This is a genomic window from Thermaerobacter nagasakiensis (genome assembly GCF_055396825.1).
Window position 1 is genome coordinate 1,519,930 of sequence record NZ_AP043740.1, and the last position, 25,592, is coordinate 1,545,521.

The following is a 25,592-nucleotide window of genomic DNA, read 5'->3' on the forward strand; positions in this document are numbered from 1 at the left end:
GCGCCTCCCGTACCTCCCTGCGTGGGGCGGTGCGCCGCGGCAACCGCCCCACGCAGGGGCTGGTGGGATCCCCTTTCCCCGGTGAAGCGGCCCGATCTTTGGTGAAAACCACACAAACTGTCATGGTGGGGATTGCAACGCAGAAACAAAGGCGGCGAACCGTTCGGGGCGAACGCATGGTCGCCAAGAGGAAGTCTCCTCCCGGTGCCGAATGGCGCCGGAAGTGCGCCCCTGGGCCGCGCCCGCGGCGGGCGCGGCCCAGGGGCGGCGGGTTCTTCCATCATGTAGGGGAGGTGCCGGGCATCTCCCAGGGGGGCGTTGCGTAATGGCGGCAGAGCGGGAACGGGTGGTGGGGTATCTCCCCCAGGACCGGCCGCCCTTCGGCGCACTGGTCAGCCTGGGCTTCCAGCACGTGCTGACCATGTTCCCGGCCACCGTGCTGGTGGCCATCCTGACGGGGTTTGACGTGGGGGTCACGCTGTTCGCCTCGGGCCTGGCCACCATCGTGGCCGTGGTGGGTTCCCGGGGCCGGATCCTCCTCTACTACGGCGGCAGTTTTGCCTACATCGCCCCGGTGCAGTCGGTAGCCCAGACCTCAGGGCTCGCCGTGGCCCAGGTGGGCGTGGTGGCCACGGGCGTGCTGAACGCCATCTGCGGGTGGCTCATCCAGCGGGCCGGCAAGGCCCGGCTCGACCGGGTTCTGCCGCCGGCGGTGACGGGGGCGGTGGCCATCGTCATCGGCATCGCCCTGGCCAAGACGGCCATGGACATGGCCTCGAAGAACTGGGGCATCGCCCTGCTGACCCTGGTCCTGACCATCCTGTTCTCCGTGTACCTGCAGGGGCGGGGGCTCCTGGGCATGCTGCCCGTTCTGCTGGGTGCCGCCTGCGGCTACGTGGTGGCGGCTGCCACCGGCCACGTGGACTTCACCCCGGTGCTGGAGGCCCCGTGGTTCGCCCTGCCCAGGTTCCAGCTGCCGGCCTTCACGGCGCCCGGCGCCTGGCAGGCCATCCTGGCCATCGCACCCATCGCCATCGCCACCATTCCCGAGAGCACGGCCCACCTGTACCAGATCAGCCTCTACATCGACCGCCTGGCCGAGGAGAAGCGGCAGCGCCCGCTGCGCATCAAGAACCTGATCGGCCTGAACCTGATCCTTGACGGCCTGGCGGACATCGTGCACGGCATGCTGGGAGCGTCGTCGGGCACCAATTACGGCGAGAACAACAGCCTGATGGCCATCACCAGGAACTATTCCACGGCGGTGCTCATCGCGGCCGGCGCCATCGCCATGATCCTGGGCTTCTTCAGCAAGCTGTCGGCCCTGGTGGGCACGCTGCCCGAGTTCGTCACCGGCGGGCTGGCCATCTATCTCTTCGGCGTCATCGGCATGCAGGGCATCGCCCTGATGATGTCCGAGCGCGTGAACCTCTTTGACCCGCGGCAGCTGGCCATCGGTGCGGTGATCCTGGTGGTGGGCCTGGGCGGCAACGCCTTCGAGGGCGGCAACATTCCCATCTGGGGGATGAAGCTGCCGGCCATCGCCACGGCGGCCGTGGCGGGCATCCTGCTCAACCTGATCTTCGTCGCCTTCGACCGGAACCGCGCTGCGGGACAGGAAGCGGGTGTAGCGGAACCCGCGCCCTCGCCCGCAGGGGGCGACGACTGAAGCCAGCGGGCCGATACGCGGGCTTCGTGGCCGGCGTCCGGTGGGACAACGAATGCCGGCTCGGACCGACCCGAGGAAGGCGGCGGTACGGCGGCGGGGCAAGGTCACAGGATCCGGTCACGGGTCACGAAAGGGGGGTGCCCGGGCGGTGAACGGCAGGCAAGCCGAAGCCGGCGGCCGGGTGCCCCCTCGGTTCACGGGCAGGGTGGTCGCGGTGCACCGGCAGGGTGTGTACGCCGAGGGCGTCGCCGGATGGGACGAACCCGGCCCCGGCCCCTGGTCCCCGGCTCCCCCGGCCTTCCCGGCCCCCCTTGCCCCGGTGACGGTCATTGCCCTGGGCGACGGCGCCTTGCCGCCCGGCCCGTGGCACCTGCGGTTGCCCGCGGGACCCGGCAGCGTGCCCGCCGCACCGGGCAGCAGCACCCCGGCGCCCCCTGACGGCGGCTGGCGGCGATGGTTCGCCGTAGGCGACCCGGTCCGCTGGGGGCGCGGGGGTGGGCAGGCGGGCAGGGGCACCGCGGCCGTGGCCATTCCGCCACCTGGCCTGTGGCGGCGGTGGTTTCCTCCCGGGGGGGCGCGGGGTGCGGCCAGGGCCCGGCGCCGGGCCGCGGCCGTGCTGGGCCATCTGCTGGCGGTCGCACCGCCGCCGGGCTGGAAGCCCCTGGCCCAAGCGGTGGCGCAGCTGGAGCGGGCGGTGGCAGCGGGACGCTGGGATGAGGCGGCCCAACCAGCCCGGGCCCTGCTGGGTGCCGGGCCGGGGCTCACCCCCTCGGGCGACGACTGGCTGGCGGGCTGGAGCGCCTACTGGGCCTGGCGGGCCGGCGCCCGGCCGGGGAGGCCGGCCCCTCCGCCGGGGAGCCCGGCCTGGGAGCCGGCCGCCGGCGGCGGGCCGGGCGGTGGTGGCGGGGGCGCCGCCTTTCACCCGTGGGCGGCCTGGCTCCGCAACGAAGCCGCCCGCCGGACGGGTCCCGTCAGCCGTGCCCTGCTGGATGCCGCGCTGGACGGCGAGCTGCCGGAACCGGCCGCCGGCCTGCTGGCCGCCCTCTGGTCCGGCGACGCCCCTGCCGTCCCCCGTGCAGCCCGCCGCCTGTTTCGCACCGGCCACTCCTCAGGCATCGACCTGGCCTGGGGGCTATGGATGGCCGCCCGCCGGGATGCCGGCGGGGACCACGCCCGTCAGGAGGGTGCCGGTGCTGCCCATGGCGAGAACGGCAGATGGTGAGCTCAACCCATTCCCGCCGCTTGTCCCTTGTGAACACAGCACAAAGGGTTCGCCCCGCCGTCACCCTAACCCAGCTCCGAACCGGGTAAAGGAGGCGCGCCCATGAACCAGCCCATCGTGCCTGTGGATCTCCGTCACGTCGAGCTCATCGACCTGTCCCATCCCTGGGGCGTGAACACCCCGGCCTTCGCCGGGTACGACGGCCCGGTGGTGAAGTGGATCAAGCGCCCCGCCTTCGACCGGGTGGGTGGCCAGAAGATCGAGACCACCTTGCACGTGGGGACCCACCTGGATGCGCCCATCCACTTCATCACAGGGGGCAAGGACATCGCCAGCCTTCCCCTGGACCGCCTCTTCGGCCCGGGGGTGGTGGTCGACATCAGCGACGAGGTGGGCGACTACGACATCTACACTCCCGAGCACATCACCCGCAAGGTGGAGGTCCGCAAGGGCGACATCCTGATCATCCACACCGGTTACCACCATTACTACAACCACGGCGACCGGCCCGACGAGGAGCGGTACTTCTGCAAGCACCCCGGCCCGACCCGGGAGTTTGCCGAGTGGGCCCTGTCCATGGAGCTGCGCTGGATCGGCATCGACGCCGGTTCCGCCGACCACCCCATGAACACCGTGATCCGCAAGCTGCGCCCCGACCTGGCCCGGGAGGCGGAGCGGAAACTGGGCCGGCCGCTGGACGAGATCTTCCCCGATCACGAGTTCCAGCTGATGCACAACTTCCTCTTCCCCCATGACCTGGTCCACGTGGAGAACGTGGGCGGGGACATCGACCGGGTGCTGAACCAGCGGGTCTGGATCGGCTGTTTCCCCTGGAAGTTCGAGGGCGGCGAGGCGGCCTTCTGCCGGGTGGTCGCCTTCGTCCAGAGGCAAGGGGCGTAGGACCCGGCGGCCTCCGGCCGGCGGGCGGGGCGACGGAGGGGCAGGGCCGATGAAGGGGCGTGGCGGGAGAAGGGGCGTGGCAGGCGTGAAGGGCAGGCAGGCCGGGGAAGCCGGACCCGTCTCCGGCACGGACCAGGGCAGGGAATCACGGCAGCCGGGGGCCGACGAGGGGACCGGCTGCGGGGCCGGTGGGCCCCTCTGGGTGGTGGCCCTGGGCGGCAACGCCATCCTGCGGCATGGACAGCGGGGCACCTACGAAGAACAGGCAGCCAACCTGGCGGCCACCGCCGGGCAGCTGGCCACGCTGATCGCCCGGGGGGACCGCCTGGTCATCACCCATGGCAACGGCCCCCAGGTAGGCAACCTGCTGATCCAGCAGGAAGAGGCCGCGTCCCGCGTCCCGCCCCTGCCCCTGCATGCCTGTGGCGCCATGACCCAGGGGCTGCTGGGGTTCATGCTCCAGCAAGCGCTGGAGCGGGCCCTGGCGCGGCGGGGCATCCGGCGGCCCACGGCGGTGCTGGTGACCCGGGCCCTGGTGCATCGGGACGACCCGGCCTTCGCCCGTCCGGACAAGCCCATCGGTCCCTTCTACCCCGAGGACGTGGCGCGGGCCCTGGCCCGCGAGCGGGGCTGGGTGGTGGCGGAAGACGCCGGCCGGGGCTGGCGGCGCCGCGTGCCGTCGCCTGATCCCGTGGCCGTGGCCGAGGTGGCGGTGGTGGCCCAGCTGGTGGCGGCCGGTGTCACCGTGGTGGCCGCCGGCGGTGGCGGGGTGCCCGTGGCGGGCGACGAGCCGGTGGACGCCGTGGTCGACAAGGACCTGGCCGCGGCGCGGCTGGCGGTGGCGCTGGATGCGACGGGCCTGTTCGTCCTGACGGACGTGGAGCACGTCGCCCTTGATTGGGGCACCTCCCGGGCCCGACCGCTCCAGCGGGTCACCGCCTCCGAGCTGGCTGCCTTCCGCGACGCAGGCCACTTTGCAGCGGGCAGCATGGGGCCCAAGGTGGAGGCGGTGCTTCGCTTCGTCGAGGCCACGGGCCGCCGGGCGGCCATCGGCCCGCTGGAGCGGGCGATGGACGTGGTGGACGGGCGGGCCGGCACCCAGGTGGTGCCGGCCACGGCGGCCACCGTGGTCTGAGGCCCGAAGGCCGGTGGCACGACTGCCGCCCGTCCCTGTGGGCGAAAGCTCACGACGGTGGCAGGGCGGTGCTTCAGGGTAGGGCGGGGGCTTACCCGGCCGTCCGGCCGAGAGCCTCCTCGGCAAAGTGGCAGGCCACCCAGTGGCCGGGCCGGACGGCCCGCCAGGCCGGTTCTTCCAGCCGGCAACGCTCCCGGGCCAGCGGGCAGCGGGTGTGGAAGCGGCAGCCGCTGGGGGGCCGGGCCGGGCTGGGGACGTCCCCCTGCAGGACGATCCGCTCCCGCCGCCGCTCGGGATCGGGTTCGGGGATGGCCGACAGCAGGGCCTGGGTGTAGGGATGGGCCGGCCAGGCATACAGCTCGTCGGCGCCGGCCAGCTCCACCAAGCGCCCCAGGTACATCACGCCCACCCGGTCGCTGACGTGGCGCACCACGTTGAGGTCGTGGGCGATGAACAGATAGGTCAGCCCCAGCTCCCGCTGCAGCTCCATGAGCAGGTTGAGGATCTGGGACTGGATCGACACGTCCAGGGCGCTGACGGGCTCGTCGCACACGACCAGGCGCGGGTTGAGGGCCAGGGCCCGGGCGATGCCCAGCCGCTGGCGCTGGCCGCCCGAGAACTCGTGGGGCAGCCTGCGGGCGTCCTGCGGCGACAGGCCCACCCGCTCCAGGAGCTCGGCCACCCGCCGCTGGCGCTCGGCCCGGGGCACCCCGTGGACCAACAGGGGCTCGGCCACGATCTGCCCCGCCGTCATCCGCGGGTCCAGGGAGCCGAAGGGGTCCTGGAAGATGATCTGCATCTCCCGGCGCAAGCGGCGCATGGACGCCGGTGGCAGGCGGGTCAGGTCCTGGCCGCGGTAGATGATCTGCCCGGCCGTCGGTTCCTGCAGCCGCAGGATGGTCCGGCCCAGGGTGGTCTTGCCGCAGCCGCTCTCGCCGACCAGTCCCAGGGTCTCCCCCTGGCGGAGGGTGAAGGAGACGCCGTCCACCGCCCGGATGAAGCCCTCGACCCGTCCGAAGAGCCCCCGCCGGATCGGGTAGTACTTTTTCAGGTCGCGCACCTCGAGGAGCGGTTCCCCGGCGGCTAAGCCTTGCAAGCGTTGTTCCTGGGGCGCGCTGGCCAGCGCTGCGTTCACCGGGCCGTCACCTCCCGAGCCTCTTCGACATGAACCCAGCACCGCGCGCCGTGGCCGTCCCCCAGCTCCACCCAGGGCGCCGGTTGCTCCCGGCACACGCCGCGGGCTTCAGGGCAGCGCGGTGCGAAGGGGCAGCCCGGAGGCCTCCGGGACGGGTGGGGCACCACCCCTTCGATGGCCGGCAGGGGGGCCTTCCGCGGCGTATCCCGCCGGGGGATGGAGCGGAAAAGACCGGCGGTGTAGGGGTGCCCCGGGCGGCGGAAGATGGCCTGCACGGGACCTTGCTCGACCACCTCGCCGGCGTACATCACCACCACCCGATCGGCCATCTCGGCCACCACGCCCAGGTCGTGGGTGATGAACAGGATGCTGGTCCCCAGCCGGGCCTGCAGGTCCCGGAGGAGGTCCAGGATCTGGGCCTGGATGGTCACATCCAGGGCCGTGGTGGGTTCGTCGGCGATGATGAGCTGCGGCCGGCACGCGATGGCCATGGCGATCATCACCCGCTGCCGCAGCCCGCCCGAGAGCTCGTGGGGGAACTGGTCCAGGCGCCGCTCGGGATCGGTGATCCCCACCTGGCGAAACGCTTCCAGCGCCAGCTCCCGGGCTTCCTTCCGGCTGCAGCGCCGGTGGGTGCGGATGGCCTCCGCCACCTGCTCCCCGCAGGTGTACACGGGGTTGAGGCTGGTCATGGGTTCCTGGAAGATCATGGCGATGCGATTGCCCCGGATCTGGCGCATGGCCCGCTCGGAAGCCCCGGCCAGGTCCTGGCCCTCGAAGAGGATCCGGCCGCGCCGGATCTGCGCCTGCGGCTCGGGCAGGAGCCGCATGATGGACAGGGCCGTCACGCTCTTGCCGCACCCGCTCTCACCCACCAGGGCCACCGTTTCCCCGGGGTTGACATGGAAGGTCACGCCACGCACCGCATCAAAGGGCCCGTCCTCGGTCCGGAAGCGGACCCAGAGATCGTCCACCGCCAGCACCGGGGCGGTGGAACCGGCCCGCCGTTCCGCCGCCATCTCCCGGCCGGCCTCCCCCCGGCGCCCGGCCTCGCCTCCGGAGGCCGGTGTGTCCCGGCCCGGCCGGTCCGGTGGCGCCCCGCCCGGCGGCGGGGTGTGAGCCGCCTGCATCCTCATGCCGCCGCACCTCCTCCCGGTGCAGGTTCGTTCCGTCAGAAGCCCAGCGCCACGCCGCCGTCCCGCGGGTCCGCCGCGCCCTCGTAGACGCCGCCCTCCAGCACCCGGATCAGCATGGCCGAGCCGCCGGCCGCCCAGGGGCCGATCCCGCGCAGGACGTGGCCGCGCTGCAGCAGCTCCGCCGCCGTCTCGGCCGGGAAGCGGGACTCCAGCCGCAGCTCAAGGGGCGCCTTGAGGTTGATGGGATCGGTCCCGGGGAAGCTGGTCCAGCGGGGTGCCGCCACCGCCTGGTAGGCGTTGAGCCCGAAGTCCAGCACGTTGACCAGCACCTGGAGGTTCCACTGGGGCTGGCCGTCCCCGCCGGGGGTGTTGCCCACCAGGACCAGCTCGCCGTCGCCCGCAGGCCGCCCTGCATCGTGCCGGGAGCTGCCGGCACCCTGCTCCGGGGCGGCGGGCTGCGGGTGACCGCCCTCCTCCAGATCGGGGGATTGCGGGCGGGTCACCAGGTAGGTGTTCAGGGTGTGCATGGTCCGCTTGCCGGGTGCGAGGCCGTTGGGGTGCTCCTCGCTGAGGACGAAGCCGCGCCCGGCCCGGTTGTTCATCAGAAAGCCGGTGCCCGGCACCATCACGCCCGCACCCCAGAGGGCGGAGATGCTGTGGATGAAGGAAACGGCGTTCCCCTCCCCGTCGACGGCGACGAAGGACGTGGTGTCCCCGTCCAGGTCGCCCCCCGAGGGGGCGTTGTTGGCCCGCCGGAGGTCGAGATCCTGGCGGCGCCGGGCTGCGTAGGCCTTGCTGATCAGCTTCTCCACCGGCGCCTTCACGAAGCGGGGGTCGCCCAGGTAGGCGTTGCGGTCCGCAAAGGCCAGCTTCTTGATCTCGACCAGCAGGTGCACCACGTCGGGATCGGTGGGCGACCCGCCGGACAGGTCGAAGCCTTCCGCCAGGTTCAGCATTTCCAGGAGGATCAGGCCCTGGGACGGCGGTGCCGTTTCGAAGACCCGGTATCCCCGGTAGGTGGTGACCAGGGGCCGGTAGACCTCCACCTCGAAGGCCGCCATGTCCTCCGCGGTCAGCAGGCCGCCGGCGGCGCGGGACGCTTCGCCGATGCGGCGGGCCAGGGTTCCCTTGTAGAAGCCCTCGGCCCCTTCGGCCAGCACCTGCTCGAAGCTGCGGGCCAGGTCGGGGTTCTTCAGGATGGTACCCGGCCGGGGGCGGGAACCGGCGGCGAGGAACACGGCGGCTGCGGCGGGATCCTGCGCCAGCTTGTCCGCCCCGGCGGCGATGTTGGCTGCCAGCCGGGCGTCGATGGGGAATCCTTCCCGGGCGTAGCGGATGGCGGGCGCCCAGACCTCTTCCAGGGGCAGCGAGCCGTACCGGGCGTGCATCTCCAGGTAGACGCCCACCGCACCGGGAACGGCCACCGACCACCAGCCTTCGAAGGGCATCTCGGTGTAGCCGGCGGCCCGGTACCGTTCCACGCTGGCGGCCAATGGAGCGGGGCCGCTCCCGTTGAAGGCCGTCACGGTGCGGGTGCGCGCGTCGTACACCAGGGCGAAGGCGTCACCGCCCAGCCCGCACATCTCGGGCATGGTCACGCTGGTGACGGCGGCCATGGCCAGGGCGGCGTCCACGGCGTTGCCGCCCCGCAGCAGCATCTCCAGCCCGGCGGCGGTGGCCAGGGGCTGGCCGGACGCCACCATGCCGCGGGTCGCCCACACGGGCCGGCCGGGATCCGACGTGAGGGCGGGATCGATCACGGGAGCTCACCTCACCAAGCCTGTTTTTTTGTGGAAGGCTTTTGCGGCGCAGGCGCCGCTAGATCCGGAACACGGCCCCGGCGACCAGGGCCAGGGCCACCACCAGGGCCGGGTTGACGCCGGCGAAGAGCAGCACGGTGCTGGCGACGCCGACCACCCATGTGGCCACACCCGGGAAGGAGCGGGTGCCCAGGTCCCATGCCACCTGCAACATCAGGGCCACCGCCACCGGCTTGACCGCATTGAGGGCTCCCGCCACGGCGGGAGAGTGGCGGTAGGCCTGGAAGACGCCGACCAGGGCGATCATGGCGATGGCCGTAGGGGCCACTGCCGCCGTGACGGCCACGAGAAGCCCCAGCAGCCCGGCGACCTTGAAACCGATGAAGGCGGCCAGCTTGGTGGCGATGGGGCCCGGCAGGGCGTTGCCCAGGGCCAGGGTCTCGGCGAAGCCCGCTTCATCCAGCCAGTGGTAGCGATCGACCACCTGCTCCTTGATGAACGGCACCACGCCCGGCCCGCCGCCGAATCCCAGAAGGCCGCTCTGCCCGAAGGCGACGGCCAGTTGCCATAATCGCTCCCACGACACCGGGGTCCCTCCTCCTGCCATCCGTTGCGTGCGATCTTCCCGGCGCGGCCGGGCGGGCGTACCGCCCGGCGTGCCTCAAGGGCGCCGGCGCCTCAGGGGCGGGCCGCCCACAAGGTACGGGCACACCGTCTCAGGACCGAAGGCGCGGATCCAGCAGGTCGCGCAGCCCGTCGCCCAGCAGGTTGAACGCCAGCACCGTGACGAAGATGGCCAGGCCGGGCCAGTACGCCATCCACGGCGCCACGTGCAGGTATCCCTGGGCGGTCCTCAGGTCGTAGCCCCAGCTGGGATCGGGCGGCTGCGTACCCAGGCCGAGGTAGCTCAGGCTGGCCTCGCTGATCACGGCGGCGGCCAGGCTCAAGGTGGCCTGGACCAGCACCGGGCTCAGGATGTTCGGCAGGATGTGGCGCCCGATCTGCCACAGGTGGCCGGCGCCCACCGCCCTCCCCGCTTCCACGTATTCCAGTTCCCGCACGGCCAGCACCTGCCCGCGGACCAGCCGGATGAAGGTGGGCGAGAGGCTGATGCCGATGGCGATCATGGCGTTGCCGAAGCTCGGACCCAGCACGGCGGCGATGGCCAGCGCCAGGACCAGGGACGGGAACGCCATCAAGGCATCCGTCAGGCGCATGATGATCCACTCGTCCCAGAAGCCGCGGAAGTAGCCCGCCACCACGCCGACGGGCAGGCCGATGGCCAGGGCCAGCCCGACGGAGATGAGCCCGGCCATTAGCGACACCCGGGCGCCGTAGATCAGCCTGGACAGAATGTCGCGGCCGAGCTCGTCGGTGCCCAGGGGGTGCTGGGCCGACGGCGGCTGGAGGACGGCCCCGTAGTCGGGTTCAGCCGGGTCGTAAGGAGCCAGCAGCGGGGCCAGGACGGCCACCACCACCAGCAGGGCGACGACCACGGCCCCCACGGTGGCCAGGCGGTGGCGGACGAACCGGCGCAGCAGCCGCCGCCAGCCGGCGGCCGGGCGGCTGGCGGGGGCCGCCGGTGCCGCCGGGGAGGAACCGCCGGGTTCCGGTACCGGCAGGGGCTCGGGGTGCAGGCTCATCACCGGCTCCCTCCCGTGACCTTGATGCGCGGATCGAGCCATGCGTAGAGGATGTCGACCACCAGGTTGACCAGCACCACCAGCGTGGCCGCCACCAGGACGGCTCCCTTGAGGGTGATCAGGTCGCGGCTGTAGATGCTGTCGACGATCAGGCGGCCGAAACCGGGGATCACGAAGATCTGCTCGGTGATCACCAGCCCGCCCAGCAGCCCGGCCAGCTGCAGTCCGCTGACGGTGAGCACGGGGACCAGCGCGTTGCGGGCGGCATGGCGGACGATCACGCCCCAACCGCCCAATCCCTTGGCCCGGGCGGTGCGGACGAAATCGAGCCGCAGGACCTCCAGCAGGCTTGAGCGCATCATGCGCATGAGGACCGCCGACTCCCGCAGGCCGGTGACCACGATGGGAAGGATCATGGTCTTCAGGTTTTGCACCGGATCCACGGTGATGGGCACGTAACCGGACGCCGGCAGCCAGTTCATCCGCACGGCGAAGAAGATGATCAGCAGCAGCCCGAGCCAGAACTGGGGCATGGACAGGCCGGCCAGCGCCAGCACCGTGCCCGTGTGGTCCACCGCCGTACCCTGGCGGGTGGCGGCCAGGATCCCTGCCGGTATGGCGACCAGGGTGGCCACCAGCATGGCCCCCACGGCCAGCTCGACCGTGGCGGGAAGGCGCTGGGCGATCAGGGTGGTGACGGGCGTCCCGTCGACCAGGGACCGGCCCAGATCCCCGCGCAGGACCCCGGCCAGCCAGGTGAGATACTGGACGTGCAGGGGCCGGTCGAGGCCGTGGGCACGGTTGAAGGCTGCCACGGCTTCGGGCGAGGCTTCCGGACCCAGGATGGCCCGCCCCGGGTTGCCCGGCACCACATGGATCAGGACGAAGACCAGCAAGGTGACCAGGATGAGTACCGGAAGGCTCAGCAGCAGCCGGCGAGCCACAAACTGAAGCAAAGGTTCACCTCCCCTCGCCGGGGCGGGGCGAAGGTCGCCCCGCCCCGGCGACTCCGGGTGCTGGGAGTACCGCCAGGGCCCGGGCAGCCGGGGCAGCCCAGCGGGACCCGGGCCCTGGCGGTTGGGACGGCGTCGGCGCCGGCCGGGGTCACCGCACCTTGGTCAGGTTCTCCGTGCGGATGATCCCGTCGGGATAGTTGACGAAGCCCTGGATCTGGGCCGAGTACGCCTTGACGTTCTTCGGGTAGTACAGGTAGATGTACGGCGCGTCCTGATGAACCTGCTCCATGACCTGCCGGTACAGCTCCACCCGCTGGTTCATGTCCAGGACCTGCCGCGCCTGGTCCAGCAACCGGTCGACGCCGGGGTTGCTGTAGCGGGAGTCGTTCTGGCTGCCGCCGGTGTACAGCCACGGGTAGATGTTCCCGTCAGGGTCCGGGCGGCCGCTCCAGCCGAGGGCGGCAGCCTGGAAGTTGCCGTTGTCGGTGTCGTCCAGCAGGCTGCCGAACTCGACCTGCTGGATCTCCATCTGGATCCCCGCGTCGGCCAGCATGTCCTTGATGACCTGGGCCACCTGCTGGGTCACGGGGCCGGTGGCCGTCTTGAGGGTGAACTGGAAGCCCTCGGGGTGGCCGCCCTGGGCCAGGAGGGCCTTGACCTGGTCCAGATCGCGCTGGGGCGGTTCCCCGGAAGCGGCCGCGGCGGGACTGGACGGCGGGAAGGGACCGTACCCGGGTTCCGCCGTCTCCTGGAAGACCACCTGCACCAGGGTGGACCGGTCGATGGCCAGGTCCACGGCGCGGCGCAGGTAGGGGTTGTTGAAGGGCTCCTTCTCGGTGTTGAGGTAGATGCCCTGGAAGCCCAGGCCGGGCCCGATCTCCACCTTGAGGTTGGGGACCGACCGGAGGTCGGCGATGGACTGGGCCGGGACGGTGTCGATGATGTCCAGCTGGCCGGCCTTCAGGTTGACCACCTTGATGTTGTCGTCGGTGACCACCTTCCACACGATCCGGTCGGCCTTGGGGAGGCCCTCCCGCCAGTAGTCCGGGTTCTTGACCAGGACGATCTGGTCGCCCTTGATCCGGTTTTCAAACTTGAAAGGGCCCGTCCCCACGGGGTTCTGGCCGAACTGGTCGCCCGCCTCCTGGATGGCCTTGGGCGAGCCCATCATGCCGGCCCGGTCTGTCAGGGTGTAGAGCAGCGGGCTGTACGGCTGCTTCAGGACGATGCGGACGGTGTAGTCGTCCACCTTTTCCACCCGGTCGACGGCCGACAGCTCGCTGTAGCGGGCCGAATCCGGGTTCAGGTACCGCTGCAGATTGAACACCACGGCGTCGGCGTTGAAGGGCGTGCCGTCATGGAAGGTGATGCCCTGGCGCAGCTTGATGGTATAGACCGTGCCGTCCTCCGACACCTCGGGCAGGGACTCGGCCAGTTCGGGCACCACCTGCAGGTTTTCGTCCAGATCGTACAGCTTGTCGAAGATGCTGTTCTGCACGTAACGATCGACCAGGGCGCTGGACATGGCGGGGTCCAGGTTGGGCGGGTCGGCGTTGATGCCGATGGTGATGGTCACCGGCCCGCCGGCGCCGCCCTGCGCCGGCGGCGTGGAAGCGCCTTCGCCGCCACCGCCGGTGGCGCCGCCGCCGCATCCCGCCAGGATCAGTACGACGGCCGCTGCGAGGGCCAGCACCCGCTGCCGGGCGCGGGCATGCGCGCCGGCCCGTGCCGCCTGGCGCAGGGTCCGGATCCGACGGCCCACCAGCCATCTCACCATCTGGGCTATCCGAGGCATGAAGGGGCCTCCTTTCCAGACAAGGACGTTACGAGTTCACGGCGGCCGGCGTTTGCCGCGCCGCCGCCCGCCCGGGCTGGGTACGTCAGGGCAAGGATGGGGTCGAGGATCGTCTCCGCTGCCCGGGCCGGGCCGGTGGCCAGGGGGCCGGCCAGGTCCCCTGCCACCCCAGGAGGCGGCTGAGCTCCCGGGCGGCATCCTGAACGGCCGCCACCATGGCGGACGCGGGTCGCTGCGCCATCCGCTGCCGGGGCCCGGCGATGCTGATGGCCCCGGTCACCCACCCGTACGCATCGAAGACGGCGGCTCCGAAAGCCTGGATGTCCACTTCCACCTCGGAATCGCTCTCGGAATAGCCGCGCCGGCGAATCTCGGCCAGGTTGGCCAGCAGCTGCTCCCGGTCGGTGATGGTGCGGGGCCCCCGCCGCACGAAGTAGGGCGAGCGCAGGTAGGCGTCGATCGCCTCCTCGGGCAGATAGGCCAGGATGGGCTTGTTGGACGCCCCGGAGTGCAGGGACGCAAACCGGCCGACCTCCGCCGCCATTCGCACGGGATGAGGGCTGTCCACCTTCGCCAGGCAGATGCTGCGCCATCCGGCCTGGACCATCAGGATCGACGTTTCGCCGCTGGCTTCGGTGACCCGCCGCAGCAAGGGCAGGGCCAGCCGGGCGATGTCGAGCCCGTTCTCCGCCATCCGCCCGGCCACCAGCAGGGCGGGGCCCAGCCGGTACCGGCGGGTGACCGGGTCCTGGATCAGGTAGCCATGCTCCTGAAAGGTGGCCAGGATCTTCGACACCGTGCCCTTGGGGAGCCCGGCGGCCGCCGCCAGCTCCCCGACGCTCCACTCGGGGTGCGAGGGGGAGAACTGCTGCAGCAGGCGCAGGGCACGCCCCAAGGACTGTATGGTCGAGCGTGGCGCGGCCCTCACCTCCCCGCCACCGCCCGGTGGCGATTTTCGTTTCCTAATACGAAACGGTGTTTCTCTCCCGGGAGATTGGATTCGCCTATTCGCGCCTTTCGCTGCGATTCCTGCTCGGCCACCCGGTTTCTCGACAAAAAAAGACGGTTCCCAGCGCGGGAACCGCTGGAACGCGGGGCCGCGGACCGGGCCGGGACGGCCGCGGCGGAAAGGGGTGCGGGGGACCCTGCCTGGGGACGGGCCGCCCGCCGGCGGTGCCTTCACTCGACCCGCAGCACGATCTTGCCCGTGTTGCGGTTGCGCTCCATGTAGCGGTGGGCTTCGCGGACCTGATCCCAGGGGAAGATGCGGTCGATCACCGGCCGGATCGCTCCGGAAGCCAGCTTGGGCAGGTACCGCACGGCGAACTCCCGGGTCAGCTGCACCTTGTATTCTGCGCTGCGGGAGCGCAGCGTGGTGCCGGTGATCTGCAGGCGCTTGCCCATCAACCGGCGCAGGTCGAAGCGGTCGACGACCCCGCCGCCCATGGTGGCGATGAGCACCAGCCGCCCGTCCATGCCCAGGCAGTCCAGGTTCTGTTCCCAGTAGGGCGCGCCGACGAAGTCCAGGATGAGCTGGACCCCGGCCTGGCCCGTGGCTTCGCGTATGACGGGGGCGAAGGGCCCGAGCTTGTAGTTCACCGCCACCTCGGCGCCCAGCTGCCGGCAGGCCTCCAGCTTCGGCTCGGTGCCGGCCGTCACCGCCACCCGGGCGCCCGCATCGCGAGCCAGCTGGACGGCGGCCGTGCCCACGCCGCTGGCCCCCGCATGAATGAGGACCCATTCACCCGCCTGCAAGCCGCCGATCCAGAACAGGCACTGGTAGGCGGTGAGGAAGGCCTCCGGAATGGCCGCCGCCTCTTCAAAGCTGAGGTTGGGCGGGATGGGCAGGGCCATGGCCGCCGGAACGGTGACGTACTGGGCGTAGCCGCCCCCGGGGAGCAGGGCGAACACCCGGTCCCCGGGGTGCCACCCCTCGCAGCCCGTGCCCAGCGCCACCACCTCTCCGGCGGCCTCCAGGCCCAAAAGGGGGCTGGCCCCGGGGGGTGGCGGGTACAGGCCCCGCCGCTGCAGGATGTCGGCCCGGTTCAGGGCCGTCGCCCGCACTCGCACCAGCAGCTCGCCGGGTCCGGGCTCGGGGTCGGGAACTTCTCCCATCACCAGGTTTTCTACCCCGCCCGGTTGTCGCACCAGGATGGCTTTCATCACCGAACCTCCCCACGCGGACGGTCCTCTTGCGGGCGGGCCCCGTCGCCTTCCTCCCCTTGCCGGAAGACGCGGCCCTGTCCGGCCGTCACCAGTCGCCCGTCCGCCGCCCGGCGAACCTCCAGCCGGTAAAGGGCCGTCCGCCGGCCGCAGTGCTCCTCCCAGGCCTCGGTCACCAGGCGGTCTCGGCCGGGCCGGACTTCACCCGCTCACCTGGCGGCGGTCGACCACCCGGACGGCCTTCCCTTCACTGCGGGGAACCGACCCCGGCGCCACCAGCCGGACCGCCACCTGCAGGCCCAGGGCTCCGCCCAGCACGTCTTCCACCTGCTCCTGCAACCGCCGGGCCGCCTCGGCCTCGGGGTCGAACCCGCCCCAGGTCGCCGTGACGGCGGGCGCCGGTTCGACCCACACCTCGATCCGGTCCAGGACGCGGCCCCGCTCGACGACCAGCTGGTAGTGGGGCGCCAGCTCGGGAATCCGCAGGAGCTGGTACTCCACCTCCGAGGGGAAGACGTTCACTCCCCACACGACCAGCATATCGTCAACCCGGCCCTTGACGCGGCTCATCCGCACCAGGGTGCGGCTGCAGCGGCAGGGTTCCGGGTAGAGGGCGGCGATGTCGCCCGTGCGGTAGCGGATCACCGGGAAGGCCTCCTTGGTCAGCGAGGTGAAGACCAGCTCCCCGTACTCGCCGGGGGGAAGGGGCTCGCCGGTGCTCGGGTCGACCACCTCGGGGAGGAAGTGGTCCTCGTTGATGTGCAGGCCGTCCTTCGCCTCCCGGCACTCGCAGGCGACCCCCGGCCCGATCACCTCGCTCAGGCCGTAGATGTCCACGGCGTCGATGCCCAGGCGCTCTTCCAGGGCCTGGCGCAGCGACTCGGACCAGGGCTCGGCGCCCAGGATGCCGTACCGCAGGCTGGTGGACCGGGCGTCCAGGCCGTGTTCGTCCATGTAGTCGGCCAGGTTGAGCAGGTAGGAGGGGGTGCAGGCGATGCCGTGGGGTTGCAGGTCCTGGATCAGAAGAACCTGCCGGGCGGTGTTGCCGCCCGAGGCGGGAACCACCGTGGCGCCCGCCCGCTCGGCACCGGCGTGCAGGCCCAGGCCCCCGGTGAAGAGGCTGTAGCCGTAGGCATTGTGCAGGATGTGGCCCGGCTCGCCGCCGGCCATGCAGAAGCAGCGGGCGACGCACTCGGCCCAGACCTCCAGGTCGTGGCGGGTGTAGCCCACCACCGTGGGCTTGCCCCGGGTTTCCGAGGAGGCGTGGATCCGGGCGACCCGGTTCAGGGGCTCGGCGAAGAGGCCGAAGGGGTAGTGGTCCCGCAGGTCCTGCTTGGTCATGAAGGGCAGGCGGGCCAGGTCTTCCAGGTGGCGGATGCTGGCCGGCGTGAGGCCCCGCTCCTCCATGCGCCGGCGCACCAGCTCCACCCGCTGGTATGCCCGCTCCACCGTGGCCTGAAGCCGCTCCAGCTGCAGGCGCCGCAACGCCTCCCGGGACGCGGTCTCCCCATCCCGGTCCCAGATCATGACGATCCCTCCCGTGACGCTGCCGCCCGCCGCCCCCAGGCCGGAGGGCGGCGATCCCCAGCGGGGACTTCACCGCCCGGGGCGGGAGCCCCTGCCCAGGGTGGTAGTCCCTACGCGTGGCGGGAGCCCCTGCCGGGGCGGGGCAGGGGGGGAAGGGGGGCGTTGCGGGGCGAGGGCCGGTGGGGGGCCGGTTCAGGCGAAACAGTACAGCGAGGGATTCGGTTGCGCCACTTCACAATCACTGCAGTAAAAAGCAACGAACCTACGCCCTCTGCGGCGACCGCCCCAATCGTCCCGATACGCCATCGGTCGAGATGGTACCCCGCGACCCTACTGGGCTCTCACGGTGAAGGCGAGCCGGTGGACGGGAACATCCGGCGAGTCCAGGCGTCCCAGTCGCCCGGGGTATTCAGGTTCGTCAGGGAGGATAGGGCCGGGTCGATCTGGCGCAGGCGGTCTTCGGCCACCCAGCGCACCCGGAGGTCGGGTTCGTCCAGCAGCGACCGGAGGGGACCGCCCCCTTGCTCCAAACGGCGCCGGACCCAGGGTGCAAGGCGCCGGGAGTAGACGGCCAGGAGCGGTTCGGGGCGCCCGTCCCGCAGGGAGACCACGGCGTCGGGCGGGCAGCCGGCGGCAGCGGCCGCCAGCGCCTCAGCTAATAGGAAACGGCCCACGGCAGGGGTCAGGCCGGGCATGTCGCAGGCGACGAACAGGCCGTAGGGGTAGGCCATGGCCTCCAGGCCCGCGTGGAGACCGGCCAGGGGCCCCAGACCCGGGTAACGGTCCAGGACCAGTGGCAGGCCCAGATCACCATAGCGGCCGGGGGGCCGGTCGACCACCAGCACCTGGGCACAGAACGAGGCCAGAATGCCGGCGATGTGAAGGAGCAGGGGGCCGTCCGGTGTAGGGAGCAGGGCCTTGTCCCGGCCCATGCGCCGGCTGAGGCCGCCGGCCAGGATGACCCCGGCGGCGGGCAGTGGCCCCGCCTCCTTGACGCCGGTAGTTGACAGAGGCCTAACCTCCTCGTTTCCGGGGTGCGGCGGGTGAAGCCGGTTCATCCAGTTCCCTTCTCCTGACAATTCTTTGCCGGCCGGACTTTCCGTCCCCCCGGCCGGGTTTGGACGTCGGGCGCCCGCGAGGGCCAGGACCTTGCGCACCTGGATCCTTCTGGTAAAATGAAGTTTAACGTATGCACCGTAGCGGGGCAGCTCCTCAAACCACAGGCCAGCGGCTCCCACCGCGGGGCGGCGCTTTCCGAGCGGGGGCGGCCCAGGGCCCCGGCCCGGCTTGAGGTACCAGGGCCTGGTCGAATACTTTCCTGGCAACACCGCGTACACCTCTGGGGGAGGGGAACGGCGGTGGAGGCGGTGCGGACCAGCACGGTCCGCCGGCGGGTGCAGCGGTGGCAGCAGGGCCGCTGCCGGTGGGCGGACGACGTGCTGGTGACGGAAGAGCCCCTGGAGATCCGCTTACGCCCGGCCGGCCAGGCCGAGCCGGTGCGGGTGGCCGTCACCATGCGGACGCCGGGGCACGATTTCGAGCTGGCAGGCGGGTTCCTCTTCACCGAAGGACTGCTGGACGATCCCCACCAGATCCAAGCCATCACCTATTGCACCGATCCCGACGTGGACGGCGACCAGCAGTACAACATCGTCAACGTCTGGCTGCGGCCGGGCGTGACCGTCGAGCCACGGACGCTGCAACGGAACTTCTACACCACCTCCAGCTGCGGCGTCTGCGGCAAGGCCTCGCTGGAGGCCATCCACAGCCGGGGGGCCTGCGTCCTGCCGCAGTCCCAGGAGGCCATGGTCCGGCCCGAGGTCCTGGCGACCCTGGGGGAGACCCTGCGCCGGCAGCAGGCGCTGTTCGACCGCACGGGCGGGCTGCACGCCGCAGCCCTCTTCGACCTGGACGGGCGGCTCCTGGCCCTGCGGGAAGACGTCGGCCGCCACAACGCCACCGACAAGCTCATCGGCCACTTCTTCCTGCAGGGGCGGACGCCCCTGGCCGGCACCATCCTCATGGTCAGCGGCCGGGCCAGCTTCGAGATCGTGCAGAAGGCGGTGGTGGCCGGCATCCCCGTGGTGGTGGCCGTCTCCGCCCCGTCCAGCCTGGCCTGCGACGCGGCCCGCGAGTTCGGCCTGACCCTGATCGGCTTTGCCCGGGGCGACCGGTTCAACGTCTACACAGGCGCTGCCCGGGTGGGCCATCCCGCCTCTACCCCGGGCTAGGCCGGGGGCGGAACCGGCCGGCCGGGATGGCGGGGTCTGCCGGCCCGGCCGGGTCTGCCGGGGGAGGCTGGACAACCGGCTGCCGGCAGGTGGCCGCGGACCGGTGGGAGGCGTGACCGTGATCCCCCTGGACCAGGCCTTTGCCATCCTGCTGAATGCCGCCGTGCCCGTGCCCGGCGAGCAGGTACCGGTGGTGCGGGCGGCGGGCCGCATCGCCGCGGAGCCCGTCAAGGCGCCCTGGCCGGTGCCGGTGGCGCCGCGGGTGATGATGGACGGCTTTGCCTGCCGGGCCACCGACCTGGCGGGTGCGGCACCCGGGCGGCCCGCCCGGCTGCGGCTGGCCGGGTGCCGCTGGGCGGGCGTGGAGGCGGGGCGGGGACCCGGGCCCGCCGGGCCTGGCGAAGGCGCTGGGGAGGAGCCCGCAGGGCCGGTGGCCGGGCAGGAGGTGGGGGCGGGCCAAGCCTGGCAGGTGTCCACCGGCGCCCTGCTGCCGCGGGGGGCGGACGTGGTGGTGCCCATCGAGCACGCCCGCCGGGCGGGTGAATTCGTCGAAGTGCCCACCCGGCTCCCGGCGGGCCGGCACGTGGCCCCGCCGGGGGAAGACGTCCTGCCCGGCCAGCAGCTGGTCGCAGAGGGCGAGCGGATCACCCCGCGGGGGGCCGGCCTGCTGGCTGCCGCCGGTGTGGGCTGGGTGAAGGTCCGCCGCCGGCCGCGGGTGGTGCTCTTGGCCACCGGGGACGAGCTGGTCCCGCCGGGCCGCTGGTCACCCCCAGCCCAGCCCGCCGCCGTACCCAACAGCAACCTCCTCACCTTGACCGCAGCCCTGGAATTCCTGGGCTTCCTGGTCGAGGCGGCCGGCATCCTTCCCGACGAACCGGCCGCCCTGCGGGCGGCCCTCGCCCGGGCGGCCGCCGCGGGCGCCGACGTGGTGATCACCACCGGCGGCGTGTCGGTGGGCCCCCGGGATCGGGTTGCCCGCGCCTGGCTGGATCTGGGCTGCCGCCGGGTGCTGGGCCGGATCGACCTCAAACCCGGTGGCCCCTTCTTCGCCGGGCGCCTGGGTCCGGTGTGGGCGGTGGGGTTACCGGGCAGCCCGCCGGCCTGCCTGGCCGTCTTCGAGGTGCTGGTGCGGCCCTTCTTGCTTCGCCTGGCCGGGCAGCGGGCCATCGCCCGCCCGGTGGTGCGGGTGCACCTGGCCGGTCCCTGGCCCCGGGGAAGCGACCGGACCCGGGTCCTGTGGGCCCGGCTGGACCGGGCGGCAGGGACCGTGGAGCCGCTGGTGCCCGCCAGGGGGCGGCTGGTGGGTGTGGGCCAGGCCAATGCCCTGCTGTACCGGCGGGCCGGCCAGCCGGTGCCGGAGCCGGGGGACTGGGTCGAGGCGCTGGACCTGGAGGCGCCCGAGGACCGGGGCTGGCCGGACTGGTTCCCGGTGGGCCGCGACCACCGGGCCTGGCCCGGCGGCGCCGGGGGCGGGGACCACCGGGACTGGCCCGGCGGGACCGGGGGCGGGGATCGCCCTCAAGCCCTCCCCGCTGCCGCCGGGCCCGCCATCCCCGGGCTGCCGCCGGTGGTGGCCGTGACGGGCCGCTCGGGCAGCGGCAAGACCCAGGCGGCGACCGGGCTCATCGCCCTGCTGGCGGCCCGGGGCCTGCGGGTCCTCGCGGTGAAGCATGCAGCCCATGGTTTCGCGCTGGACGTTCCCGGCAGCGACAGCCAGCGGCTGGCGGAGGCGGGGGCCGCCGCCGTGGCCCTGGTGGGGCCCGGCGAGGCCGCCCTGCGGCTGCTGGGTCTTGAGGGCACGGGTCCGGGCTGCACCGTCACGGGCCCTGACGCCGGGGCCGGACCGGCCGGCGGCACCGGCCAGCCTGCCCCGGGGACGGCAACCCCGGGTGGCGCCGCGGGAGCGGCCCCCGGCTGGACCCGCTGGATTGCCCGGCTGGTGGCGGCCTACCGGCAGCTGGCCGGGGAACTGCCCGATCTGGTGCTGGTGGAAGGGGGCGCCGGAGCCGGCTGGCCTGAGATCCTCACCGGCGACCCCAAGACCGAACCGGCAGGGGAGGTGATCACCCGGCTGCCACCCGGATTCGGCTCCGCGGAGCTGGTGGCGGCGGCAGCGGCCCTGGAACGGTGGCTCGCCACCCGCGCCCCCGCCCTGCCGTTGAGGAGGGCGGCCCCCGCTCTACCGCCGGGGACGGCGGCCACTGCCTTGCCGCCGGGGGCCGGGGGCGCCGGGCCACGCAGCGGAGCGCAGGACGGGACGGAACGGGTTGGAACGGCTTCAGGCAATGGAGCGGGGCCGGCGGGGCCCCGGGAAAGGAGGGACGGTCATGGCGGCGGAGCTTGAGCCTGCCTCCGGTGCTGCCGGCCAGGAGCCCCAGCGGCAGCCGGGCGCCGGCCAGGGACGGCGCCGCCGGTTCGACCGCAGGAACTGGGCTGGGCTTGTGCCCTACGGCATGGGCCAGCAGCGGCCCAACCACTACCTGGAGATCCTCAAGACCATCTGGGAGAACCGCGATCAGCTGGGCTACGCCTGGCGGATCCTGCGGGACGGCTGCTGCGACGGCTGCTCCCTGGGCACCAGCGGCATGCGGGACTGGACCATCGACGGGATCCACCTGTGCACCATCCGGCTCAAGATGCTGCGCCTGAACACCATGCCGGCGGTAGACCCGCGGGTGCTGGAAGACCCGGCCGCCCTGCGCCGCTTGACCAGCCGCCAGCTACGGCAACTGGGACGGCTGCCGTACCCCATGGTCTGGCGCAAGGGCGAGCCGGGGTACCGGCGGGTCTCCTGGGATGAGGCCCTGGATCTGATCGCCGGCCGCATCCGGCGCACCATCGAACGCGACCCCGACCGGCTCTACTTCTACATGACCTCCCGCGGCATGCCCAACGAGGCCTATTTCGCGTTCCAGAAGGTGGCCCGGTTCCTCGGAACCAACAACATCGACAACGCCGCCCGCATCTGCCACGCGCCCAGCACCTCGGCCCTGGCCAAGACCATCGGCTACGGCGCCACCACCGTCTCGTACAAGGACTGGATCGGTTGCGACCTGATCGTGCTGGTGGGGACGAACCTGGCCAACAACCAGCCCGTGACCACCAAGTACCTCTACGAAGCCAAGAAGGCGGGGACCCGGGTGGCCGTGGTCAACCCCTACCGCGAGGAGGGGCTGGAGCGCTACTGGGTTCCCTCCAGCGTGGAGAGCGCCCTCTTCGGCACCCGCATCATGGACGAGTTCTTCCAGATCAACCAGGGTGGGGACGTGGCCTTCTTCAACGGGGCGCTCAAGCACCTGGTCGAGACGGGCCGCCTCGATCATGCCTTCATCCGGGAGCACACCGCGGGCTTCGACGAACTGGCGGCCTTCCTGCGGGAGCTGTCCTGGGAGGAACTGGAGCGGTCGGCGGGCACGACGGCGGCGGAGATGCGCCGCTTCGCCGAACTCTACGCAGGGGCCCGCACCTCCATCACCGTCTGGAGCATGGGCGTCACCCAGCACCGCCACGGCACCCACAACGTGCTGGCCATCTCCAACCTGGCCCTGGCCCTGGGCCGGATCGGCAAGCCCCACTGCGGCCTGATGCCCATCCGCGGGCACTCGGGCGTCCAGGGCGGGGCGGAGATGGGTGCCGTGCCCAACAGCTACGGCATGGGCCGGCCCGTGGGCGATCCGGCCACCATGGAGGCGATGAAGGCCATCTGGGGCTTCGATGTGCCGGCCCGGCCCGGACTGACGGCCACGGCCGCCATTGACGCCATGTACCGCGGGGAGATCGACGTGCTCTACTCGGCGGGCGGCAATTTCCTCGAGACGCTGCCCGACCCCGCGTACGTCCGGGCGGCCCTGGAGCGGGTGCCCGTGCGGGTCTTCCAGGACATCGTGATCAACCCCATGATGCTCCTCGACCCCGCCGACGTGAACGTGATCCTGCCCGGGGCGACCCGCTACGAGACGCCGGGGGGCGTCACCCAGACCACCACCGAGCGGCGGGTGATCTTCAGCCCGGAGATCCCCGGACGCCGCATCGGCGAAGCCTGGCCCGAGTGGGAGATCCCCGTCCGCATCGCCGAGCGGGTCGATCCGGCGCGAGCGCACCTCATTCGTTACGAGGGCCCCCAGCAGATCCGCGAGGACATCGCCCGCACGGTGCCCCTGTACGACGGCATCCAGCACCTGCGGCAAAAGGGCGACCAGTTCCAGTGGGGCGGGCCGCTGCTCTGCGCGGGGAACCGGTTCAACACCCCGGACGGCAAGGCCCACTTCGTGCTGGCGCCGCTGCCCGAGCAGGACGTACCCGAGGGCCGGTTCCGCGTCAGCACCCGCCGGGGCAAGCAGTTCAACAGCATGGTGTGGGACGAGGTGGACCCGCTCACGGGTGCCCGCCGCGACCAGGTGTTCATGGCCCGGGAAGACGCCGAGCGCCTGGGGCTGAAGGACGGGGATCCGGTCCTGCTGCGTTCGGACCACGGCGAGTTCCGCGGGCGGGTGCGCCTGAGCCGCATCCGGCCCGGCAACCTGCAGGTTCACTGGCCCGAGGGGAATGTGCTGATCCCCACGGGTGTCTGCGACCCGTACTGCGGAGAGCCGGACTACAACGCCATCTGCGAGCTGGTGCCGCTGCGCCAGGGGGATGCGGCGGCGGCACCGGCGGCAGGAACCCAGGTGGCACCGTGACGGCCGCCGGGGCGCCCTGTCCCCACCCTGCTCCCGGGGCGGCCGGGAGGGAAGGCGCGGGCGGGGGCAGGGGGCCCCAGGCCCTGGGCCCGGTTCGTCCGGACCGGCCGCCCTGCAATCGGGGAGGGGTGCGTCATGACCACGGCGGCGGGGGAGCGATTGCCCAACCGCTGGTTGATGGTCGTCGCGGCCATCCTGATGCAGCTCTGTCTTGGTGCTGTCTACGGGTGGAGCGTCTACGTCAAACCCTTGATGGATGCGTATGGCTGGAGCCGGTCGCAGGTCACCCTGGCCTTTACCCTTTCCATCGCCTTCCTGGGCGTCGGCACCATCATCGGGGGCTTGCTCATGGACCGGCGTGGGCCGCGCCTCGTGGCCACCCTGGCCGGACTGATCTACGGCCTCGGGTACACCCTGACGGGGACGGCCGATCGCCTGTCCGAGCTCTACCTCTGGTACGGCGTGGTGGGGGGCCTGGGCATGGGCATGGGCTACATCGTGCCCGTGGCCACGCTGGTGAAGTGGTTCCCTGACCTGCGCGGCCTGATCACCGGCCTGGCCGTCGCCGGCTACGGTGCGGGGGCGCTGGTGATGAGTCCCTATGCGGCGGTGAGCCTCCAATCCCGCGGCATCGCTCCGACCTTCTTCACCCTGGGGCTCGTGTACCTGGTGGTGGTCGTCGCTGCCGCCCAGTTCTATCGGAACCCGCCCGAGGGCTGGGCGCCGCCAGGCTGGAAGCCGTCGGCCCGGCAGCAGGCGGCCCGGGCCGCCCGGGATTTCACGGTCAGGGAAGCCCTGGGGACCTGGCACTTCTGGGTCCTCTTCGTCACCCTGTTCCTCAACGTGTCCGCCGGCATCATGATCATCTCCCAGGCCTCGCCCATGGGGCAGGAGATCGTGGGGATGACGGAGACCGAGGCGGCGGCCCTGGTGGTGGGGACCATCTCGATCTTCAACGCCCTGGGCCGGATGTTCTGGGCGGCGCTGTCAGACTACATCGGCCGCCGGGCCGTCTTCCTCACCATGTTTGCGCTGCAGGTGGCACTCTTCGCCCTGCTTCCGGCTCTGCGCACTCCCTTCCTGTTCGTCGCGGCCACGGCCCTGATCGCCCTGTGTTACGGCGGCGGGTTCGGGACCATGCCTTCCTGGAGCGCCGACTACTTCGGGCCCCGCTACGCGGGCAGCATCTACGGGATCATGCTGCTGGCGTGGGGGCTCGGTGCCATCCCGAGCCCGCTGATGATCGCCCGGGTCCGGGAGCTGACGGGCACTTACACCACCGCCCTGTACGTCATCGCCGGGGCGATGCTGGTGGCACTGATGCTTCCGCTGGTGGCGAGGCCGCCGGCGGCAGGTGCGCGGAGGGCGGCGACGGGGACGGCGGAAGCGGCGGGATCCTGATCCAGCCTGAACCCAACGGGACGAACCCGGCCAAAGGGACGAATTCGGCCCCTGGAGGGCCGGGGCCGTCCGGCAGGACCCGGCGGCGGGAACGGGTGCGCGGGGACGGATGGGAGGGGTCGAGAAGGTACGGGACCGGACCAACAAGGAGACGGTGGTACCGGCCGGCGGCCATGGGCGTTCATGCGGCCTGGTCCTGGCCGGCCCTCCGGCCCGCAGCGGTGGGCCCGGCGCCGAAAG

The 25,592-nt window shown here is 72.1% G+C and carries 19 protein-coding genes; 8 read left to right on the top strand and 11 right to left on the bottom strand.

The genetic code is table 11. From position 1 onward, the window contains the following. Positions 1 to 325 precede the first annotated feature (325 nt). The 4 genes from ACZ5T9_RS06470 to arcC all read left to right on the top strand — a co-directional run bounded on the left by ACZ5T9_RS06470 (position 326) and on the right by arcC (position 4,926). On the top strand, positions 326 to 1,669 hold the full coding sequence (locus ACZ5T9_RS06470) for a uracil-xanthine permease family protein (RefSeq protein WP_464832271.1): 1,344 nt from the start codon (positions 326 to 328) through the stop codon (positions 1,667 to 1,669). 148 nt (positions 1,670 to 1,817) lie between these two features. Next, positions 1,818 to 2,891, top strand: coding sequence for an oxamate carbamoyltransferase subunit AllH family protein (locus ACZ5T9_RS06475; RefSeq protein WP_464832272.1), 1,074 nt, complete (start codon positions 1,818 to 1,820; stop codon positions 2,889 to 2,891). 102 nt (positions 2,892 to 2,993) lie between these two features. Beyond that, positions 2,994 to 3,791 (top strand): cyclase family protein, encoded by a 798-nt coding sequence (locus tag ACZ5T9_RS06480; protein ID WP_464832273.1) that lies wholly within the window; start codon positions 2,994 to 2,996, stop codon positions 3,789 to 3,791. 76 nt (positions 3,792 to 3,867) lie between these two features. Next, entirely contained in the window at positions 3,868 to 4,926 is a 1,059-nt protein-coding gene (gene arcC, locus ACZ5T9_RS06485; RefSeq protein ID WP_464832274.1) for a carbamate kinase, read from the top strand. A gap of 91 nt (positions 4,927 to 5,017) precedes the next feature. On the opposite strand, the gene ACZ5T9_RS06490 is transcribed toward arcC, so the two are convergent. The 11 genes from ACZ5T9_RS06490 to mobA all read right to left on the bottom strand — a co-directional run bounded on the left by ACZ5T9_RS06490 (position 5,018) and on the right by mobA (position 18,099). Continuing rightward, entirely contained in the window at positions 5,018 to 6,061 is a 1,044-nt protein-coding gene (locus ACZ5T9_RS06490) for an ABC transporter ATP-binding protein (protein WP_464832275.1), read from the bottom strand. Further along, entirely contained in the window at positions 6,058 to 7,197 is a 1,140-nt protein-coding gene (locus ACZ5T9_RS06495; RefSeq protein ID WP_464832276.1) for an ABC transporter ATP-binding protein, read from the bottom strand. The genes ACZ5T9_RS06490 and ACZ5T9_RS06495 overlap by 4 nt, the downstream gene beginning before the upstream one ends. Positions 7,198 to 7,232: 35 nt before the next feature. After that, positions 7,233 to 8,957, bottom strand: coding sequence for a gamma-glutamyltransferase family protein (locus ACZ5T9_RS06500; protein ID WP_464832277.1), 1,725 nt, complete (start codon positions 8,955 to 8,957; stop codon positions 7,233 to 7,235). 58 nt (positions 8,958 to 9,015) lie between these two features. After that, positions 9,016 to 9,543 (bottom strand): chromate transporter, encoded by a 528-nt coding sequence (locus ACZ5T9_RS06505; RefSeq protein WP_006903652.1) that lies wholly within the window; start codon positions 9,541 to 9,543, stop codon positions 9,016 to 9,018. A 130-nt stretch (positions 9,544 to 9,673) separates the two neighbouring features. Continuing rightward, positions 9,674 to 10,600, bottom strand: a complete 927-nt coding sequence (locus ACZ5T9_RS06510) for an ABC transporter permease (protein WP_464832278.1) — start codon at positions 10,598 to 10,600, stop codon at positions 9,674 to 9,676. Further along, positions 10,600 to 11,556 carry an ABC transporter permease gene (locus ACZ5T9_RS06515; protein ID WP_006903654.1) on the bottom strand — a complete coding sequence of 319 codons (957 nt, stop codon included), beginning with the start codon at positions 11,554 to 11,556 and terminating at the stop codon, positions 10,600 to 10,602. The genes ACZ5T9_RS06510 and ACZ5T9_RS06515 overlap by 1 nt, the downstream gene beginning before the upstream one ends. Positions 11,557 to 11,704: 148 nt before the next feature. Next, positions 11,705 to 13,351, bottom strand: a complete 1,647-nt coding sequence (locus ACZ5T9_RS06520) for an ABC transporter substrate-binding protein (protein ID WP_464832279.1) — start codon at positions 13,349 to 13,351, stop codon at positions 11,705 to 11,707. An 85-nt stretch (positions 13,352 to 13,436) separates the two neighbouring features. Further along, the gene (locus ACZ5T9_RS06525) at positions 13,437 to 14,246 is read right to left on the bottom strand and encodes an IclR family transcriptional regulator (protein WP_464832280.1); all 810 of its coding nucleotides are present in this window, start codon (positions 14,244 to 14,246) and stop codon (positions 13,437 to 13,439) included. 284 nt (positions 14,247 to 14,530) lie between these two features. Then, entirely contained in the window at positions 14,531 to 15,514 is a 984-nt protein-coding gene (locus ACZ5T9_RS06530) for an NAD(P)H-quinone oxidoreductase (RefSeq protein WP_464832281.1), read from the bottom strand. A 201-nt stretch (positions 15,515 to 15,715) separates the two neighbouring features. Continuing rightward, positions 15,716 to 17,041, bottom strand: a complete 1,326-nt coding sequence (locus tag ACZ5T9_RS06535) for a phenylacetate--CoA ligase family protein (protein ID WP_464832282.1) — start codon at positions 17,039 to 17,041, stop codon at positions 15,716 to 15,718. Positions 17,042 to 17,382: 341 nt separating this feature from the next. Then, positions 17,383 to 18,099, bottom strand: a complete 717-nt coding sequence (mobA, locus tag ACZ5T9_RS06540; protein ID WP_464832283.1) for a molybdenum cofactor guanylyltransferase — start codon at positions 18,097 to 18,099, stop codon at positions 17,383 to 17,385. 300 nt (positions 18,100 to 18,399) lie between these two features. Here mobA and fdhD point away from each other — a divergent pair, with 300 nt between their 5' ends. From fdhD to ACZ5T9_RS06560, 4 genes are all read left to right on the top strand, one after another. After that, complete coding sequence (fdhD, locus tag ACZ5T9_RS06545; protein WP_464832284.1) at positions 18,400 to 19,272, top strand: formate dehydrogenase accessory sulfurtransferase FdhD; 873 nt, start codon at positions 18,400 to 18,402, stop codon at positions 19,270 to 19,272. Positions 19,273 to 19,390: 118 nt separating this feature from the next. Further along, on the top strand, positions 19,391 to 21,616 hold the full coding sequence (locus ACZ5T9_RS06550) for a molybdopterin-guanine dinucleotide biosynthesis protein MobB (RefSeq protein ID WP_464832285.1): 2,226 nt from the start codon (positions 19,391 to 19,393) through the stop codon (positions 21,614 to 21,616). Continuing rightward, on the top strand, positions 21,600 to 23,951 hold the full coding sequence (locus ACZ5T9_RS06555; RefSeq protein WP_464832286.1) for an FdhF/YdeP family oxidoreductase: 2,352 nt from the start codon (positions 21,600 to 21,602) through the stop codon (positions 23,949 to 23,951). Before ACZ5T9_RS06550 ends, ACZ5T9_RS06555 begins: the two co-directional genes overlap by 17 nt. Positions 23,952 to 24,086: 135 nt before the next feature. After that, positions 24,087 to 25,352 carry an L-lactate MFS transporter gene (locus ACZ5T9_RS06560; protein ID WP_464832287.1) on the top strand — a complete coding sequence of 422 codons (1,266 nt, stop codon included), beginning with the start codon at positions 24,087 to 24,089 and terminating at the stop codon, positions 25,350 to 25,352. Positions 25,353 to 25,592: the final 240 nt, after the last annotated feature.